Genomic DNA, 17,621 nt, shown 5'->3' on the forward strand with positions numbered 1-17,621 from the left:
TTCTAGCGTCCACTGATCCAGGTATCGAAGAACTGGAGCCTGGCCGAGGCCTCGAACTTCAGATCTTGCACGTCCGGTCCTGCGCCGATCGCCTGCGACAGCTCCACGGTGGGAATCCACAGGCCGTTGTCGAGCACCTGCTGCTGGGCGTCGGCGAGAAGTGCGTTCCGCTCGGTGGTGTCGGTGGTGGCGAGTTGCTTTGCAAGCACGTCGTCGAGCGCGGGAATCGGGCCACGGCTGTTGAGGTTGCGGCCGTCGAGTCCGAACTGGGTACGCAGGATGTCACCGTCGGCGCGGGTGCTGTTGTAGTAGGTGGCGTCGAAGTCCTTGGCATTCTGGCGAGCGGTGGCCTCCGGAGTGGCCACGAGATTCAGCTGCAGATCTACTCCCACCGCTGTGAGCTGCTGCTGCACCAGTTCGAGGATGGCCTGGTTGCCGGCAAACACGGAGCTGAACAGAACGGGGAAGCTCAGCCTCTGACCGCTCTTCTCCCGGATGCCGTCGGCACCGGGAACCCAACCGGCCTGATCCAGGATGGACTTGGCCTTCTCCGGGTCGTACGTCACGTCCGGCAGCGCCACGTAGCCGGGGGTGCGGCTGGCCAGCGTGCTGGTGGCGGGCGTGAAGTTGGGGCCGAGCACGGTGTCGACCAGTTCCTGCCGGTTGATCGCCGAGACCAGCGCACTGCGCACGACGGGATCCACGAGCGGTCCGCGAGTCACGTTGGGCTGGAAGCCGAATGGCGTACCCGGGTTCGATGTGGTGAGCACCTGCCCACCGGCGCCTTCGATCTGCGGGGCATCCTGCGGCAGCGCATCGCTGATTGCGTCCAGCTGTCCCGAGGACAGGCTGCCCGTACGGACACCGGATTCGGGCACCACGCTGAACTCGATGGTGTCGAGGTAGGCCTCGCCGTCGTGACCGAACACGTCTGATCCCCAGCTGTATCCGGCCCGCTTGGCGAGGGTCACCGACTTGTCCTGCTGGTAGTCGGCGTACGTGAACGGCCCGGTTCCCGAGATGTTGCCGGTGCAGCGCTCCTCCGCCGGCTTGGCGACGGACGCATCCGACAGAATGCCCAGCTGCGGGGTGGACGATGCCTGCAGGAACTGGGCGTTGGGTGCCGAGAAGTTGACCTGCGCGGTGCGCGCATCGATCACGGTGGTCCCGATGTATCCGGTCAGGTAGCTGGCGGCCAGTGGCGCCTTGGCCCCGGTGAGGGTGTTGACGAGCGCGTCGAAATTCTTCTTCACCGACTCAGCAGTGAGGGGCGTTCCGTCGCTGAAGGTGACGCCCTCCTTCAGGCGAAAGGTGAAGGCGGAGGCGTCGGCGTTCAGTTCCCAGGTCTCCGCGAGCCACGGCGTCAGTTCACCTGTTCGGGGATCCTGATCAGTGAGCGAATCGACCACCTGGCGAGTCACGTAGATCGTCTGGTTCGTGCCGGACTGTGCGGGGTCGGCGCATGTGGGCGCCTGGGACAGGCCGTAGCGGAGTGTGCCGCCCGGTTGCGCGGGACCCGCATCCGCGGAGGAACTGCTGGAACCGCCACCGCAGGCGGTGAGCGCCGTGGCCAGCACGGCGGCGACGCCGATACCTGCTGCGATGCGGGCTTTTCCGCGGAAGGTCGGGGACAAGGACACAAGCACTGAGGACACCGATAGCTCCGTAATTTCGACGACAGGCACGAATGACACCCGGGATTCGGGGACGCTCACGTGCACGGAAGGGTTGCGAGGGATCGGCTCGGAATGGTCGCGCGCAACGCGGGCGCCACTTCTGCCTGGAAGAGCTCGAGACTTTCGCGGTGCTGCTTGTCGCTTGTCCCCACTCGATCGGCCCCGAGGTGGATCACTTCGTGGCCGAACTGCTCGTGGTACCGCGCGACCTTGTCGATCACCTGCTCCGGACTGCCGATGAGCGCCGAGCTTCGCTCCACGAAGTCTTCGACCGTGTCGAACACCACGGGCAGTCCGGTCCTGCGCGCGAACTCGATCCTTGCGGCATGGATCGGCCGCCAGGTGTCGACGGCGTCCTGCGACTTCGGCGTCACATAGAAGCCCGCAGTCCCGGCGCCGACCAGAGCGTCAGCGGGGTCGCGGCCGTAGTCGATCCACCGCTCGCGATAGTGGCGAATGAGTTCGGCATACGGCTCGACAGGGTTGGTGACGTTGGCGGAAAAGAGTGGATCACCGTAGCGAGCGGCCAAGTCGACCGACTCCTCACTCGTGGCACTGCCGTGCCAGATCCGGATCCAGGGCTGGAGTGGTCGCGGAAGTGCGACAGCGTGTTCGAGACGCGGACGGAAGCTGCCTTCCCACGTCACGTCCTCGCTCTCCCACAGTTGCCGGAACAGTTCGTACCCCTCGCGATTGCGATCCCACTGGTCGTCGGGGGTCACGGAGAACAGTTCGGCCTGGGCCGTGCCGTTTCCCTTGCCGATGATCAGCTGCAGGCGGCCGCCCGACAGGTTGTCCAGCGTCGAATAGTCCTCGAAGGCCCGGACCGGGTCGAGCAGGCTGAGCGTGGTCACGGCTGTCCACAACTGCAATGTGGTGGTACGCGCCGCGATCGCGCTGAGCACGACGGGCGGTGCCGAAGACAGGAACGGATGTTCGTGCCGCTCACCGACAGCGAACCCGTCGTACCCGAGTTGTTCGGCGAGGACCGCCGAATCGACTACTTCCCGCAATCGCGTCGCAGTGTCGACTTTCTCGCCGGTTACCGGGTCGGGCTGATGCGTGACGAGAGTCATCAGGAGAAACTTCATGCCGACTGGAACTTCCTCGACGCCGACGAGGGAGCGGGCACAGCCTTCTCGAAGGCGTGCACCCCGAGTGCACCGTCGTCGAGGCTGTCCTCCACGGGTCGGGGCGCACTTATGACAGACATCACTACACGGCCTTTCATCGAGGCGAGGATCGAGAGGGAAGCGCACTTCCACGCTCCCCGTGGACACGCGCGAGAGACTCACCGAGCGCTGCGCCCGGTGAGCTGAGAGGTGGGCCTACGTCAACAACCGCAAGACTTGGTGCGGCACAGATCGATGTGCCGTCTGCGCCAGGTGCTGCGTGCGGGGTGAGTCATGTGATGCCTTCCATCGATCCTGGCGGTAGCACCCACACCCGAAACAATGTCGGAAGGGTTGCTGCGACGTCGACGAGCCAGGTCTCTCGGTCGCTCTGGATGGTTGACGCGAACACTATCCGCATCACGCCACCTCGTCAACACGTGAATTCCCCTGCCACACAGGGGAAACCCGAAGAACCCACGCAATCGGATCAGGCTGCGTGCAATTGCTGACACCGGCCGCGCCATGAGGTTGGATGGGGTGGGCACCTCTCTACGGGGCCGCGTCTCCGGAACCCGGGCGCAGGGTGCCAGACGTCCCTTGTAACGTCGCCCCGGTGACTCCACTCGAAGCCATTGCGATCCTCGTTGCCGGCATCGGCGCAGGTGCGATCAACGCGGTCGTCGGCAGCGGCACGCTCATCACCTTCCCGACCCTGGTGGCGTTCGGGTTTCCACCCGTGACCGCCACGATGTCGAATGCGGTGGGGTTGGTCGCCGGCGGCGTCTCCGGCACCTGGGGTTACCGGCGAGAGTTGGCCGGGCAGGGGTCCCGGCTGCGCTGGCAGATCCCGGCGTCACTGTGCGGTGCAATTCTCGGCGCTTGGTTGTTGCTGCACCTGCCCGAATCGGTGTTCGAGTTCATCGTCCCTGTGTTGTTGGTCCTGGCGCTCGTGCTCGTGGTGTTGCAGCCGCGGATCCAGGCGTGGGCGAAGGAGCGCGGTAGCCACGAAGCCGGCCTCAGCCGGCCGCGTCTGCTGTTGCTGACGGCCGGCACGTTCGCGGTCGGGGTGTACGGCGGGTACTTCACCGCAGCGCAGGGCATCCTTCTGATGGGTGTGATGGGGGCGATCCTCCCCGAGAGTCTGCAGCGGATGAACGGCGCGAAGAACCTGCTCTCCCTGCTCGTCAACATCGTCGCCGCGCTCGCGTACACGCTCGTCGCCTTCGACCGGATCAGCTGGGCCGCCGCGGGCCTCATCGCGGTCGGTTCGCTCCTCGGCGGAGTGCTCGGGGCCCGCTACGGCCGTCGCCTGTCCCCCACCGCACTCCGGGTGACCATCGTGGTGGTCGGCCTGATCGGGCTGGGCCGGCTCCTGGCGTAGTCGCGCATGCCGCCTGGTGCTGCCTCATACTGGGTCGGTGAGCACAACAGATGTAGAGAACCCCGGCTGGACGTACCTGATGGACATGGACGGAGTTCTCGTTCACGAAGAACACCTGGTCCCGGGGGCAGACCTCTTCCTGGCCGAGCTCCGCGAAGCCGAGATCCCATTCATCGTGCTCACCAACAACTCCATCAGGACACCCCGCGACCTCCGCGCCCGGCTTCTCCGCACGGGACTCGACATTCCCGAGGAATCCATCTGGACGTCCGCGTTGGCGACCGCAACGTTCCTGGCGAGCCAGCGCCCGAACGGCAGCGCCTATGTGGTGGGTGAGTCCGGTCTCACCACCGCATTGCACGACATCGGTTACGTCCTCACCGAGAACGATCCCGACTATGTGGTGCTCGGCGAGACCCGCACGTACTCCTTCGAGGCGATCACCACCGCAATCCGCCTGGTGGAGAGAGGTGCTCGCTTCATCGCCACCAACCCCGATCCCACCGGACCGTCCCGGGAGGGATCGTTACCCGCCACCGGGTCCGTTGCCGCGTTGATCAGCAAGGCCACCGGCCGCGACCCCTACTACGTGGGCAAGCCGAACGCCCTGATGATGCGCTCGGCACTCCGGGCCATCGGGGCGCACTCCGCGAACACCCTGATGATCGGCGATCGCATGGACACCGACATCGTGTGCGGGCTCGAAGCCGGGCTGCAGACCATTCTGGTGCTGACCGGTATCTCGACGCGCGATTCGGTCGAGCTCTTCCCGTACCGCCCCACAGCAGTCCTCAAGTCCGTGGCCGATCTCGTCGGGCGCACCTCGGATCCGTTCGATCGGGCCGAAACCTCGGTCTGACTTCGGACGGTCCGAGGTGTAGTCAGCTCAGCGCGTGCTCGAGATCGGACAGTAGGTCCTCGGTGTCTTCGAGTCCGACGGAGAGCCGGACGACGCCGTCCGTAATTCCCACTGCCGCACGCCCTTCGGGTCCCATTGCCCGGTGGGTCGTGGTGGCGGGGTGGGTGATGAGCGACTTGGAGTCACCGAGATTGTTCGAAATGTTGACCAGCCGCAGCGCGTCGAGTACTTCGAACGCACGCTTCTTGGCCTCGTTCTCGGCGGCAGCGAGCGCGAAGGTGACCACCGTGCCGCCGCCGCTCATCTGGCGCTTGGCGAGCTCGTGCTGGGGATGGGACTCGAGGTACGGGTACTTGACCCATTCGACCGAGGCATTCGATTCGAGGAACCGCGCGATCTGCAAAGCGGAACCGACCGAGTGCCGCACGCGAATCGGCATCGTCTCCAGGCCCTTGAGTAGCGTCCAGGCGTTGAACGGACTGAGTGCCGGACCTGTGTGACGCATCAAGTTCTGGACCGGACCGTCGATGTACTCCTGTGAGCCGAGGATCGCACCGCCGAGCACGCGCCCCTGACCGTCGATGTGCTTCGTCCCGGAGTAGACGACGACGTCAGCTCCCAGATCGAGGCTGCGTTGCAGCAGCGGTGTAGCAAACACGTTGTCCAGCACCACCTTGGCACCTGCCGCATGCGCCAGCTCCACCACGCGCGGCACGTCCACGAGCGTTTGCATCGGATTGGAAGGCGTCTCGAAGAACACTGCCGTGGTGGGCGTCGAGAGGGCCTCCTCCCACTGGTCGAGGTCTTCGCCGTCGACGAACACGGTCTCGACACCCCAGCGCGGCAGGATCTCGTTGCACACCACGAAGCAGGACCCGAACAGGCTGCGCGCCGCCACCAGGCGGTCTCCGGCCTTCAGCAGGGCGCCCAGGGCGGTGAACACCGCCGACATCCCGCTCGCGGTGGCGAAGCACGCTTCCGCACCCTCGATGAGACGGAGCCGCTCCTCGAACATCTTCACGGTCGGGTTGCCGTAACGCGAATAGACGAAGTGGTCGATATCGCCGGTGAACGACGCCTCGGCCGCACCCGCGCTCTCGAACACGAAGCCCGAATTCAGGAAGATCGCTTCGGACGTCTCCTCGAAGCCTGATCGAAGGGTTCCGCCGCGCACACTGATCGTGCCCTGACCGATGCCGTCCGGCAGCGCCTTCTGAAACGCGCCGCCCTGGGGAATTGCACTCACCACTGCCTCCACGGCAGGCCCAGCGCCCGCCAGCCGACCGCCCCACGATGACCGTCGGCGTCCAGGGCGCCTTCGAAACCGTCGAGCAGGTTGTACGACGGGCCGATGCCCGCCGCTGTCGCGGCCTCCGCCGCACCGATGGAACGCTGACCGGATCGACACAGGAAGATGACGGGTGCGTCCTCGCCCCCGGTGATCCCGGCTTCCTTCAACTGATCCACGAAATTGTCGTTGCGCGCACCGTGGGGATAGCTCACCCACTCGATCAGCACCGGCTGCTTGCCCAGTGAGGACGTATCGGGAACACCGACATATTTCCATTCGGCATCTGTTCGTACGTCGACCAGCACAGCGTCGGGATTGTCGCGAAGCAGCTCCCAGGCATGCTCCGGCGTTATGTCGCCTGCGTAACTCACCATGTCAGCTTTTCACAACCCTCTTTTCGATGCCCTCCCGGGCAAGCGGCCTCTTCTGGGCACGCATCAATTGCACACGACCCACTTGTCGCCGGAGCGGGCCAGCTGCCAGGTGTCCGTCGTCTCACCACGACCGTCCTCGGCCGTGATCCGCACCTCTGCCCGGGCGCGGTCGCCGTTCACCTCGGAGGAGTCGACACCCTGCAGGGTGACCTCCCCTTCGCGCCCCGCGAGCGGTGAACGGTCGTCCGACCAGGTAGAACACACCAACGACTTCTGCAGGTCGGCGTCGTCATGATTGCGGGCCTGGATGTAATCGGCCACCGAGCGGTTGATGCGGTCCGCCTCGGTGACGTTCTCGTCGGCGGGCGAGAGAATACTGCCGACGACGATCGCGACCAGGATGATCACGACGAGGGCGACGGCGGCGATGAACGGTGTGGCAGTGGTACGCCGGGGATCCTCCGGGTCGTCCCCCGCGGCGTTGTGCGGCGATTCGCTCGGATCGGACATGACTTCCCTTCATTTTCGGCGTGGTCAGCAGTGTATAGAGCAGCTGGTACAAATCTGATTTGTGACCCCCCAACCGGGAGACGACTACCCTCGACATTCGCAAGCCCAGACAATGGGAGCCGCCCAGCTCTCACCGGCGCCACCGAGTGCGGGCCCGGCCGGGCAGGGGCGTGACGCCACACCTCGGCCACCCGATTAGGCTGGGCTTAACTTAAGCTGAAAATTCGTTGTCCGCCCATCAGAAGGTAGTTCGCTCCAGATGACTGATCAGACACGTCCGTTGCGCGTAGCGATCGTCGGTGCCGGCCCCGCCGGTATCTACGCTGCCGATGCACTCATGAAATCTGATGCCGCCTCGGACGGCGGGATCAGCATCGACCTGTTCGAGCGGATGCCGGCACCGTTCGGTCTGATCCGCTACGGCGTCGCCCCCGACCACCCGCGCATCAAGGGCATCATCACCGCCCTGCACAAGGTGCTCGACAAGCCGTCGGTGCGCCTGCTCGGCAACATCGACTACGGCACCGACATCACCCTCGAAGACCTGCACAACTTCTACGATGCGGTGATCTTCTCCACCGGCGCCAACGCCGACCGCGACCTGAACATCCCGGGCATCGACCTCGACGGCAGCTACGGCGCCGCCGACTTCGTCTCCTGGTACGACGGTCACCCCGATGTGCCGCGCACCTGGCCGCTCGACGCGGAGAAGGTCGCCGTCCTCGGTGTCGGCAACGTCGCCCTCGACATCGCCCGCGTCCTCGCGAAGACCGGCGACGAGCTGCTGCCGACCGAAATCCCCGCCAACGTCTACGAGGGACTCAAGGCCAACAAGGCCGTCGAGGTCCACGTCTTCGGCCGCCGCGGACCGGCGCAGGCCAAGTTCACGCCCCTCGAGCTGCGCGAACTCGATCACTCCCCGACCATCGAGGTCATCGTCGACCCCGAGGACATCGACTACGACGAGGGCTCGGAGCAGGCACGCCGCAACTCCAAGCAGGTCGACATGGTGGCCAACACCCTGCAGGACTGGGCCATCCGCGACGTCGGCAACCGGCCGCACCGGCTGTACCTGCACTTCTTCGAATCACCCACCGAGGTCCTCGGCGAGGACGGCAAGGTCGTCGGTCTGCGCACCGAGCGCACCCAGCTCGACGGCACCGGCAACGTCAAGGGCACCGGCAAGTTCAACGACTGGGACGTCCAAGCCGTGTACCGCGCGGTGGGCTACCTGTCGCAGAACATTGCGAAGCTGCCGTTCGACGAGCAGGCCGGCACCGTCCCCAACGAGGCCGGACGCGTCATCGCCGACGACTCGGCCGAGGGTGCCGCCCGGTTCATGCCGGCCACCTACGTCACCGGCTGGATCAAGCGCGGCCCCGTCGGCCTGATCGGGCACACCAAGGGCGACGCCAACGAGACCGTGGCAAACCTGCTCGAGGACCGGCCCACCTTCGCCGAACCGGCCAACCCGTCCGAGGACGCGATCATCGAGTACCTCGAGGGCAAGCAGATTCCGTACACCACCTGGCAGGGCTGGTACCGCCTCGACGCGCACGAGCGCAGCCTCGGTGAGCCCGAGGGCCGCGAGCGCATCAAGGTCGTCGAACGCGAAGACATGCTCAAGGCCAGCGAGCCCGACAAGGCCTGATCGTCGAGCATCAGCGAAGGGAGCCTCCCACGGGAGGCTCCCTTCGCAGTCCCTCCCCGCGTGGTACGCCGACGACAAGGCAAAATGTGAACCGTGTTTGATGCCCACGTGCACATCATCGATCCCCGGTTCCCGGTGTTCGAGAATCACGGCTACCTGCCTGACCCCTTCACCATTGCCGATTACCGTGCACGGACCGAAGGTTTCGGCGTGGACGGTGGCGCCGTGGTCACGGCGTCGTACCAGGGCACCGACCAGAGCTATCTGATTGCCGCGCTGGAAGAACTCGGCCCCAGCTGGGTCGGCGTCACACACCTCGAGCCCGACGCCACCGACGAAGACATTCTGCGACTCGATTCTGCCGGCGTGCGGGCAGTCCGGTTCAACCTCCGCCGCAGCGCGACCGACCTGAAGCTCCTCACCAAGCAGGCACTGCGCGCGTACGAACTCGCCGGCTGGCACGCCGAGTTCTACGTCGACGCCACACTCCTGTTGTCGCTGGAGCCGGTGTTCGCCAAGCTGCCTGCCGTCAGTATCGATCACCTCGGCATGTCGACCCGCGGGCTGCCCTACCTACTGGATCTCGTCGACCGCGGCGCACGCGTGAAAGCAACGGGGTTCGGTAGAACGACCATCGACGACGTGTGCGAAGTGCTCCGCCAAATTCATGCCGTCAATCCCCGGGCACTGATGTTCGGCACCGATCTCCCCGGCAGCCGTTCACGAAGAGTGTTCCAGGACAGCGACATCGACATCGTCGCGGAGGCGGTCGGAGACGATTTCGATGCCGTCATGGGCGACAACGCACGAGAGTGGTACCGCTGCAATTCCGAACAGGGCCCCTGCTAGCAGCCTTCCATCTGCATGCTGTTCATCGACATCATCTCGCTGACCGGCGGCGTCTGCGGTTGTGAGGCGAGCCAGTCGTTGTATCCGCCCATCTGCTCGCATGCGGCCTGATCGTTGTCCCTGCGCTCCTGCCGCCGCTCCCGGTTGCGTTCGTCCATGTCGTCGTCGTTCCGGTCGACGGCGATACCACCCATGGTCGATCCGTTGGCCTGCCGTTCGAGCCCCCGAACCCCGTCAGTGCGCATGATCCAACCGAGGGTGTAGTCGGCACCGTCGCGGTTGGTGGTGGCGCGGTAGAGCCCTTCATCGACCGCCGCGGGTGCGGCCTCGAACGCCTTGTCGGTCATGCCCGCACCGGTGACCGTCCCCGACACCTTTCCGTCGCTCATCGTGCCGGTGAGCGTCGACCCGTCCGGCGCGGTCAGTGCCAGCCGGTCACCGTCCATCGTTCCGGACATCCACATCCACATGTCGTCGCCATCGCACAGGAATGCGACGGCGTCGCTACCCGACGTAACGACAGCAACATAGGCGTCCGAATCGTTCACCGCGCCGAGGAAGGTTCTCTCGAGCTGGGGTTCTTCTTCGAACGGGGAGGGAATCTGCTCCATCAGGGCGGCCGCTGCCGCGGTGGTGGTCGCCGAGGCTGCGGCGCTGGTGTCGCTCGCCGCCGACGAGCCTGACGAGTCGTCCCCACAGCCGCTCATGGCCAGGACGATGACAGTGAGGGGACCGAGTATCCAGGTCGTCTTGGTATGCACGGGCGTTCCTCCGCTAGGTGGGAGATCTCGTTCCGCATTCCATACTTGCAGGTGTCGACGGCGTCTGGATACCCCTAAGTCGCGACCACGGCGGCCAGCCAGACACCGGAGGCGATCAGGGCGCCGAGCAGTTCGATCAGCATCGACAGCCCGACCGCCTTGCACGCGTGCCACGTCGACGCCCACGCACGGTTGTGCGCCCGCAGCCGGTAGAGCTCGGCCACATACGTTCCCGCGATGAAGCCGAGAAACAAACCCACTACCGGGATGACGAAGAATCCGACGATCCCCGTCAGTCCACCGGCGACCAGTGACATGTTGGGCACGCCGGCACTGCGCATCCGCTTACCTGGCCAAGTGTATTTCACGACGCCACTCACCACGAGAAACAGCGTGGCAGCGGCGAACACGGCCCACGCGGTAGCGGTGCCGGACATGATGGCCCACACCAGAATTGCGGCGAAGATCAGTATCGTTCCGGGTAGTACCGGAATGACCACACCGATCAACCCGATCACGATAACGAGGCCGACGAGCGCCTCTGCTCCCGTGCTCATGCGACCGGACGAACGCGGGACGCGGCCTCGCGCGCCCTGCTGCGCGCCGTCTCGACGTCGGGTCCCGTGGACACGGCCACTCCCATGCGCCGTCGGACGTAACTTTCGGGTTTCCCGAACAGCCGTAGGTCGGTTTCCGGTACGGCCATCGCTTCGGCAACGCCCTCGAAACCGATGCCGACTGCGTCCCTGCCGCCGTAGATCACCGCGGACGCGCCGGGCGCGGTGAGCGTGGTGTCGACGGGAAGCCCGAGTACGGCGCGCGCGTGGAGCTCGAACTCCGAGAAGCGTTGAGTGCGTAGAGTTACCAAGCCGGTGTCGTGTGGACGGGGACTCACCTCCGAGAAATAGACGTCGTCACCCTTGACGAACAGCTCGACACCGAACACTCCCCTGCCGCCCAGCGCCGCGGTCACCGTCCCCGCTATCTCCCGCGCACGGGCGAGCGCTACCGGGCTCATCGCCTGCGGCTGCCACGACTCCACGTAGTCACCGGCGTCCTGCAGGTGACCGATGGGCTCGCAGTAGGCGGTGTGCACTTCACCGTCCATTCCGACGGCCCGGACGGTGAGTTGCGTGATCTCGTAGTCGAAGTCGACGAACCCCTCGACGATGACGCGTCCGTGATTGATCCGGCCCCCGGAAAGTGCGTATTCCCAGGCCTTGTCAACGTCCTCGAGATCGCGGACGGTCGACTGCCCCTTCCCTGACGAGGACATCACCGGCTTGATCACACACGGCACACCGACGCGTTCGACAGCGGAACGCACTGCGTCCAGCGAGTCGGCGAATTCGTACGGCGACGTCGGGAGTCCCAGTTCCTCTGCCGCGAGACGGCGTATCCCCTCCCGATTCATGGTGAGCGCGGTCGCGCGCGCCGTCGGGATCACCACGGCGGCACCGGACTCCTCTACGGTGGCCAGCGCGTCGGTGGCAATGGCCTCGATCTCGGGAACAACGAAGTGCGGCTTCTCGGCGTCGATGAGCCGCAACAGCGCATCCGGGTCGCTCATGTCGACGGTGTGCGCGCGATGCGCCACCTGATGCCCGGGCGCATTGTCGTACCGGTCGACCGCGATCACCTCGACGCCGAGTCTCTGCAGGGCGATGATGACTTCTTTGCCGAGCTCACCCGACCCGAGCAGCATCACGCGTATCGCGCCCGCCGTCAGAGGTGTACCGAACCGCTCGGGTGCCTGTTTCCGCATGGCGACAACTATATGCGTGCGTAGAGCTACTTCAGCAGCCTGGACATCCGCCGATCCGCGAGCACCTTGCCGCCGGTCTGACAGGTGGCACAGTACTGAAAAGACTTCTCCGCGAACGATACTTCCCGCACCGTGTCGCCGCACACCGGGCAGGGTAGACCTGTGCGCGCGTGCACCCGCATACCGGATCTCTTCTCCCCCTTGAGCCGCGCGGCATCCTGGCCGAGCGACCGTTCGACAGCATCGATCAGCACCGTGCGCATCGCGTCGTACAGAATGTGGACGGAATCCTCCGGCAGTGTCTTCGCCGTCGCGAACGGTGAAATCTTCGCCGTGTGCAGTATTTCGTCCGAGTACGCATTGCCCACGCCGGCCAGCAGAGACTGATCGACCAGGGCGTTCTTGATCCGCGCCGAGGAGGTCTCGAGCAACGCGGCGAACTCCGGTTCGGTGACCTCCAAGGCGTCGGGGCCGAGACGCGCGATCCCCTCCACTTCCTGCGGGTCGTGCACCACCCACACCGCGAGCCGCTTCTTCGTTCCCGCCTCGGTGAGGTCGAACGCCGGTGTCGCCCCCTCCGGAGTGAAGAAGTGGAGCCGCAACGCGAGCGGACCCTTCCCCGGCTTCGGCGGGGCGGCCGACGGGTTGTCGGTCCAGCGCAACCATCCTCCGCGGGAAAGATGCGTGACCAACCACACCCCGTCGCAGTCGAGGGCCAGGTGCTTACCGAAACGCGCAGCACCCGTCACATCCCGGCCCTGCAACGCCGTGATCGGTGGGTCGAACGTCTTCAGGACACTCAGCGCGGCCACGTCCACCCGTCCGACCACCGCCCCCACGGCGTGTTTCCGCAGGAACTCGGCTAACGCCTCCACCTCCGGCAGCTCGGGCATAGCACCAGGCTAACCGACCTACCGCCGCAGCAGGTACGTGTCCATGATCCAGCCCTTGCGCTCGCGAAGTTCGGCCCGCACCCGCTGGATCTCGCTTTCGACGTCGCGGAGGCGACCGGAGATGAGGACCTCGTCGGGGGTGCCCAGGTAGGCGCCCCACCAGATCTGTACGTCCTCGCCGGGTACATGGGTGAACGTCGTGTTCGCGTCGAGCATCACCACCGCGTTGTCGACGCCCTCGGGGAGTCCCTCGGCAAGCCGGCGACCGGTGGTGATGTGAATGGGTTCACCGATGCGGTTGAGCACCATCCGGTGTCCCGCCGCCAGTGACTGCACACTGGTCACACCGGGGATCACCGAGTAGTCGAACGACACATTCCCGCGGGCGAGTACTCGCTCGACGATCCGCAACGTGCTGTCGTAGAGCGACGGGTCACCCCACACGAGGATCGCCCCGACTCCCGGTTCGGCCGCAAACTTCTCCTCGAACAGTGCCGCCCGGCGCTCGTGCCAGTCGTCCACCACGCCCTCGTAGTCGTCGGGCGTGCGGTTCCGCGGTGGGTCGACGATGTCGACCACCCGATACGGACCGGTGACGTGTTCCTCGAGAATGGTGGTGCGGAGATCGACGAGGTCCTGCTTCTCGTCGCCCTTGCCGATGACGAAGAACACATCAGCCTTGTTCATCGCCTTGATCGCCTGGACGGTCACCTGATCGGGGTCGCCGGCGCCGATGCCGATCACGAGAAGTTCACGCATGGGCGAAGGCTATCGCCCGTGCGCCTTTCTGGTTGCTCCAGCCACCAGAAAGGCGCACGGGCGCGGAGCGCCTAAACTGAACGCCGTGACTGTGCCGACCCCGTACGAAGACCTCCTCCGACTCGTGCTGGACACCGGCACACCGAAGGCCGACCGCACCGGAACCGGCACGAGGAGTGTCTTCGGTCATCAGATGCGGTGGAATCTGGCGGACGGGTTTCCGCTGGTCACGACCAAGAAGGTGCACCTCAAGTCGATCGTCTACGAGCTGCTGTGGTTCCTGCGCGGCGACTCGAACGTGAAATGGCTTCAGGACAACGGCGTGACCATCTGGGACGAGTGGGCCGACGCGGACGGTGAACTCGGCCCGGTCTACGGCGTGCAGTGGCGCAGCTGGCCCACCCCCTCGGGTGAGAACATCGATCAGATCACCCAGACCATCGAGACGCTGAAGTCCAATCCGGATTCCCGGCGCATCATCGTGTCGGCGTGGAACGTGGGCGACATCCCGCAGATGGCGTTGGCGCCGTGCCATGCGTTCTTCCAGTTCTACGTGGCGGACGGCCGGTTGTCGTGCCAGCTGTATCAGCGCAGCGCGGACATGTTCCTGGGTGTTCCGTTCAACATCGCCAGCTACGCGCTGCTCACCCATATGGTGGCGCAGCAGGCCGGACTCCAACCGGGTGACTTCATCTGGACGGGCGGCGACTGCCACATCTACGACAATCACGTTGACCAGGTCACGGAGCAGCTGAGCCGGGAAGCGTTCCCGTATCCGACGTTGAAGCTGAACAAGCGGGATTCGATCTTCGACTACACCTTCGAGGACGTGGAGATCGTCGACTACCGGCATCACCCGGCCATCAAGGCCCCGGTGGCCGTCTAGTGGGCGTACGGCAGGTCAGCCTGGTCTGGGCGCAGGCGAACGGTGGCGTCATCGGCCGCGACAACACCATTCCGTGGCACGTGCCCGAGGACATGGCGTACTTCAAGAAGGTCACGCAGGGACACCCCGTGGTGATGGGCCGTAAGACCTGGGACTCGTTGCCGGCAAAATTCCGGCCACTACCGGGGCGGCGCAACATCGTGGTCACCAGGCAGCCGGACTGGATGGCGGAGGGCGCGGAGACCGCGTCCGGGCTCGCATCGGCCCTGGCACTGACGAGCGAGGACGTCTGCATCATCGGCGGCGGCGAAATATACAATGCGGCAATGCCTTTCGCCACACAGTTGTTCGTCACCGAAGTCGACGTCACGGTCGACGGCGATGCCTGGGCGCCGCCGATCGACGACTCCTGGTACGCCGAGGACACCGGTGAGTGGCTCACGTCGGCGAAGAACGGCACCCGGTACCGGTGGATTACCTACACCCGGGCATTACCTGCGAGGTAATTGAGAGCATTAGGTTTCGGCGCGAGTCTGAGTGACATACCCGTTCACTCGTCTCACGTGAGGATCGCCGACATGATCGCCGCACTCGAAGCCCGAACCGCCCTCTCCCCGCTGCGCCTCGTATTGCGCCTCGACGCCGTCGTCACGGGCGTCAACGGGCTTGCCTATCTCGTTGCCGCCGGCCTACTCGACGGCCTTCTCGGTCCGACGACTGGTTTTCTGCGGGTCATCGGGGTGTTCCTCCTCGCCTTCGCCGTGGGCGTGTGGTCGGTGAGTGCGCCCGACCGCCCGCGAACCGCGACCGTCGAGGCCGTCATCGTCGCCAATGCCGCGTGGGTGGTCGCCAGCCTGGCACTCGTACTCGCGGGATGGCAGCATCTCACCACTGCCGGAGCTGCCTGGGCTGTACTGCAGGCCGCTGTGGTCGGGGCCTTCGCGGCGCTGCAGGGGTGGACACTCGCCCGTCGCTGACCACAGCACCACGACCGCACCGTTACCCCATTCACCGGGTGACGGTGCGCGCGTTGGGTCATACTCGACTCATGGACAAGAAGTCACTGACCGCCCTTGCCCGTCAGCAACTGAAGTTGGCAGGCGGGACGTCCAGCGGTCGCAGTTCGCAGACCGTGTACGGCGGCCACCGGCGCAGTCTCCGTCAGACCGTTGTCGCGCTCACCGCAGGTCAGAAGATGGCGGAGCACGAGAGCCCGGGCGAAGGCACTCTGTTCATTCTCAGCGGCAAGCTGACCCTGGTGTCGGGCGAGGATTCGTGGAAAGGCTCCTCGGGCGATTTCCTGGTTCTCCCGAGTGATCGGCACAGCGTCGAAGCGCTGGAGGACGTGGCTTTCCTGCTCACCGTCGCCATGTGACATGACCTACACGCAACCGGTGATCGAGGTGTCCGTGGCTGCGGCGCCGTCCGTGGTGTGGCCCGCGCTGCGGGATCCGGAGCTGATCCGGCGCTGGCATGGATGGGATTATGACGGCCTCGACGCCGAGATCCAGGAAATCTATTTCCGCGACGTGATCGAGGATCCTGCCACGTACAGCTTGGCCTTGGCCGGGGGTGACCGCTTCACGCTCCACGAACACGAGGGCACTACCCTCGTGCGGATCACCCGGCCGCCCCGCGACAGCAGCCCGGACGCGGCCGACTGGTATGACGACGTCACCGAGGGCTGGACCACGTTTCTGCAGTTCCTGAAATTCGGCATCGAGCGGCACGGATTGGCGGAGCGGCGCACGCTGTTCCTCGAAGGCCCGGTCGCGCACGGAGATTCGGCGCAGCATCTGCTGGGCCTCGACAAGATCACCGGCTCGAGGCCGGGCGATCACTTCAGCGCCGTCTCTGCGGCGGGCGACCTGCTGTCCGGCGTGGTGTGCTTCGTCGGCGAGCATCAGACCGCGGTCAGTGTCGACGATCTCGGCCCTGGACTGCTGCAGTTCGGCGAGCAGCCGGTCAACTCTGCGCGCCCGCACGGTGGTGCTCAGATACTGCTGGCCGTGTACGGCCTGGACGAGGAAGAGCTCCGCGAGCTGGAGGAGCGCTGGACGGAGTGGTGGCAGGCCCGGCCGCCGGCCGGACCCGCCACCTAGTGGCTCGACTGTCAGGCGAGCACGGTACCCAGACTGGGCCACCAGATCGTGCTCTTGACGATGTTCGGACCGACCTGATGATTCAGCGACCCGTACACGGCCGCCACGACCAGGCCACCACCGAGACCCGCGACCGGCGGGGTGGAGATGACGGTGGGAACCGCCACGTTGTTCTGGTCCAGCTTGACGACGCCACTGGCACCGGTGGCGAAGCTGTAATACACGACCTCGAGCTGGGCACCCGCCTGGTCGGCAGCGATGGTTCCCGGTCCCCCGAAGAACCCGAAGCGGAACTGATTGCTCATGTTGGTTGCCACTCCGGCGCCGTACAGCTGGCCGAGGACGGGTCCGCCCTGACCGGTGTCGGAGTACGCGGGAACCTGGAAGATCTGGCCCGGCAGGGCGATGTCCATCGCGGCCGCATCGGTCGGTGAGAGTGCCAGCCGTTCGATGGCGGCCTCGGCGCCCGGATTACCCGCTGCAGCGGTCCGCAGCTTGGCGATCGCCGTGGTGGGGTCGACAGCCGGAACTGAATCTGTGGGCTGCGCCGAAGCCGCCCCGGTAAACATCATCGTCGCTGCCACTGCAGCGGTCAGGCCTGCCGCGATCCGTCGTCCGAAGTGCCGTCGATTCATTCTTCTTCTCCTCGTCCTTCATGGATAAGCGTTACTTCGAATGAGTAAACACTCTCGCGCCTCTATCGATACCCCAGTTCCCGGCGTTACCCCCCTCTCACACCTATGCTGCTG

Annotated in this window: 20 protein-coding genes and 1 riboswitch; of the genes, 9 read left to right on the forward strand and 11 right to left on the reverse strand. The window is 65.5% G+C overall.

Going from position 1 to position 17,621, the window contains the following annotated elements; translation table 11 throughout:
• Positions 1–2 precede the first annotated feature (2 nt).
• On the reverse strand, positions 3–1,634 hold the full coding sequence (locus L1080_RS18475) for an ABC transporter substrate-binding protein (RefSeq protein WP_250775054.1): 1,632 nt from the start codon (positions 1,632–1,634) through the stop codon (positions 3–5).
• A 77-nt stretch (positions 1,635–1,711) separates the two neighbouring features.
• On the reverse strand, positions 1,712–2,767 hold the full coding sequence (locus L1080_RS18480) for an LLM class flavin-dependent oxidoreductase (protein WP_250774924.1): 1,056 nt from the start codon (positions 2,765–2,767) through the stop codon (positions 1,712–1,714).
• A gap of 324 nt (positions 2,768–3,091) precedes the next feature.
• A riboswitch (SAM riboswitch) is annotated at positions 3,092–3,190 on the reverse strand.
• Between the two features lie 214 nt (positions 3,191–3,404).
• Between L1080_RS18480 and L1080_RS18485 the strand changes: the two genes are divergently transcribed.
• Positions 3,405–4,172, forward strand: coding sequence for a sulfite exporter TauE/SafE family protein (locus L1080_RS18485; protein WP_250774921.1), 768 nt, complete (start codon positions 3,405–3,407; stop codon positions 4,170–4,172).
• A 79-nt stretch (positions 4,173–4,251) separates the two neighbouring features.
• A complete protein-coding gene (locus L1080_RS18490) occupies positions 4,252–5,031 on the forward strand; it encodes an HAD-IIA family hydrolase (protein WP_109327585.1) in 780 nt (259 codons plus the stop codon).
• 22 nt (positions 5,032–5,053) lie between these two features.
• Here L1080_RS18490 and L1080_RS18495 read toward each other — a convergent pair whose 3' ends face one another.
• The 3 genes from L1080_RS18495 to L1080_RS18505 all read right to left on the reverse strand — a co-directional run bounded on the left by L1080_RS18495 (position 5,054) and on the right by L1080_RS18505 (position 7,206).
• Positions 5,054–6,277, reverse strand: coding sequence for an O-succinylhomoserine sulfhydrylase (locus L1080_RS18495; protein WP_159920021.1), 1,224 nt, complete (start codon positions 6,275–6,277; stop codon positions 5,054–5,056).
• The gene (locus L1080_RS18500; protein WP_250775052.1) at positions 6,274–6,693 is read right to left on the reverse strand and encodes a rhodanese-like domain-containing protein; all 420 of its coding nucleotides are present in this window, start codon (positions 6,691–6,693) and stop codon (positions 6,274–6,276) included. The genes L1080_RS18495 and L1080_RS18500 overlap by 4 nt, the downstream gene beginning before the upstream one ends.
• 66 nt (positions 6,694–6,759) lie before the next feature.
• Positions 6,760–7,206, reverse strand: a complete 447-nt coding sequence (locus L1080_RS18505; protein ID WP_159920019.1) for an Rv0361 family membrane protein — start codon at positions 7,204–7,206, stop codon at positions 6,760–6,762.
• 259 nt (positions 7,207–7,465) lie between these two features.
• Between L1080_RS18505 and L1080_RS18510 the strand changes: the two genes are divergently transcribed.
• Positions 7,466–8,857: an FAD-dependent oxidoreductase gene (locus tag L1080_RS18510; RefSeq protein ID WP_109327579.1), complete on the forward strand. Its 1,392-nt coding sequence runs from the start codon at positions 7,466–7,468 to the stop codon at positions 8,855–8,857.
• Positions 8,858–8,950: 93 nt separating this feature from the next.
• The gene (locus L1080_RS18515; RefSeq protein WP_250774919.1) at positions 8,951–9,706 is read left to right on the forward strand and encodes an amidohydrolase family protein; all 756 of its coding nucleotides are present in this window, start codon (positions 8,951–8,953) and stop codon (positions 9,704–9,706) included.
• On the opposite strand, the gene L1080_RS18520 is transcribed toward L1080_RS18515, so the two are convergent.
• The 5 genes from L1080_RS18520 to cobF all read right to left on the reverse strand — a co-directional run bounded on the left by L1080_RS18520 (position 9,703) and on the right by cobF (position 13,884).
• On the reverse strand, positions 9,703–10,467 hold the full coding sequence (locus L1080_RS18520) for a hypothetical protein (RefSeq protein ID WP_250774917.1): 765 nt from the start codon (positions 10,465–10,467) through the stop codon (positions 9,703–9,705). The two genes, L1080_RS18515 and L1080_RS18520, sit on opposite strands and share 4 nt — an antisense overlap.
• A 74-nt stretch (positions 10,468–10,541) precedes the next feature.
• Positions 10,542–11,024: a DUF456 domain-containing protein gene (locus L1080_RS18525; RefSeq protein ID WP_159920013.1), complete on the reverse strand. Its 483-nt coding sequence runs from the start codon at positions 11,022–11,024 to the stop codon at positions 10,542–10,544.
• Positions 11,021–12,232, reverse strand: coding sequence for a formate-dependent phosphoribosylglycinamide formyltransferase (purT, locus tag L1080_RS18530; RefSeq protein ID WP_250774915.1), 1,212 nt, complete (start codon positions 12,230–12,232; stop codon positions 11,021–11,023). Before purT ends, L1080_RS18525 begins: the two co-directional genes overlap by 4 nt.
• Before the next feature lie 26 nt (positions 12,233–12,258).
• Positions 12,259–13,125 (reverse strand): Fpg/Nei family DNA glycosylase, encoded by an 867-nt coding sequence (locus tag L1080_RS18535; protein ID WP_159920009.1) that lies wholly within the window; start codon positions 13,123–13,125, stop codon positions 12,259–12,261.
• 18 nt (positions 13,126–13,143) lie between these two features.
• A complete protein-coding gene (cobF, locus tag L1080_RS18540; RefSeq protein WP_159920007.1) occupies positions 13,144–13,884 on the reverse strand; it encodes a precorrin-6A synthase (deacetylating) in 741 nt (246 codons plus the stop codon).
• Between the two features lie 85 nt (positions 13,885–13,969).
• Between cobF and L1080_RS18545 the strand changes: the two genes are divergently transcribed.
• The 5 genes from L1080_RS18545 to L1080_RS18565 all read left to right on the forward strand — a co-directional run bounded on the left by L1080_RS18545 (position 13,970) and on the right by L1080_RS18565 (position 16,872).
• Positions 13,970–14,770, forward strand: a complete 801-nt coding sequence (locus L1080_RS18545; RefSeq protein WP_109327565.1) for a thymidylate synthase — start codon at positions 13,970–13,972, stop codon at positions 14,768–14,770.
• Complete coding sequence (locus L1080_RS18550) at positions 14,770–15,276, forward strand: dihydrofolate reductase (protein WP_250774913.1); 507 nt, start codon at positions 14,770–14,772, stop codon at positions 15,274–15,276. Before L1080_RS18545 ends, L1080_RS18550 begins: the two co-directional genes overlap by 1 nt.
• A gap of 72 nt (positions 15,277–15,348) precedes the next feature.
• On the forward strand, positions 15,349–15,747 hold the full coding sequence (locus L1080_RS18555) for a hypothetical protein (protein ID WP_250774911.1): 399 nt from the start codon (positions 15,349–15,351) through the stop codon (positions 15,745–15,747).
• 71 nt (positions 15,748–15,818) lie between these two features.
• Complete coding sequence (locus L1080_RS18560) at positions 15,819–16,145, forward strand: cupin domain-containing protein (protein ID WP_159919999.1); 327 nt, start codon at positions 15,819–15,821, stop codon at positions 16,143–16,145.
• A 1-nt stretch (position 16,146) separates the two neighbouring features.
• On the forward strand, positions 16,147–16,872 hold the full coding sequence (locus L1080_RS18565) for an SRPBCC family protein (protein WP_250774909.1): 726 nt from the start codon (positions 16,147–16,149) through the stop codon (positions 16,870–16,872).
• An 11-nt stretch (positions 16,873–16,883) separates the two neighbouring features.
• On the opposite strand, the gene L1080_RS18570 is transcribed toward L1080_RS18565, so the two are convergent.
• On the reverse strand, positions 16,884–17,507 hold the full coding sequence (locus L1080_RS18570) for a Tat pathway signal protein (RefSeq protein WP_250774907.1): 624 nt from the start codon (positions 17,505–17,507) through the stop codon (positions 16,884–16,886).
• Between the last annotated feature and the right edge of the window lie 114 nt (positions 17,508–17,621).

Source organism: Rhodococcus sp. MSC1_016, from assembly GCF_023667485.2.
In the GTDB taxonomy this organism is placed as follows: domain Bacteria; phylum Actinomycetota; class Actinomycetes; order Mycobacteriales; family Mycobacteriaceae; genus Rhodococcus_F; species Rhodococcus_F oxybenzonivorans.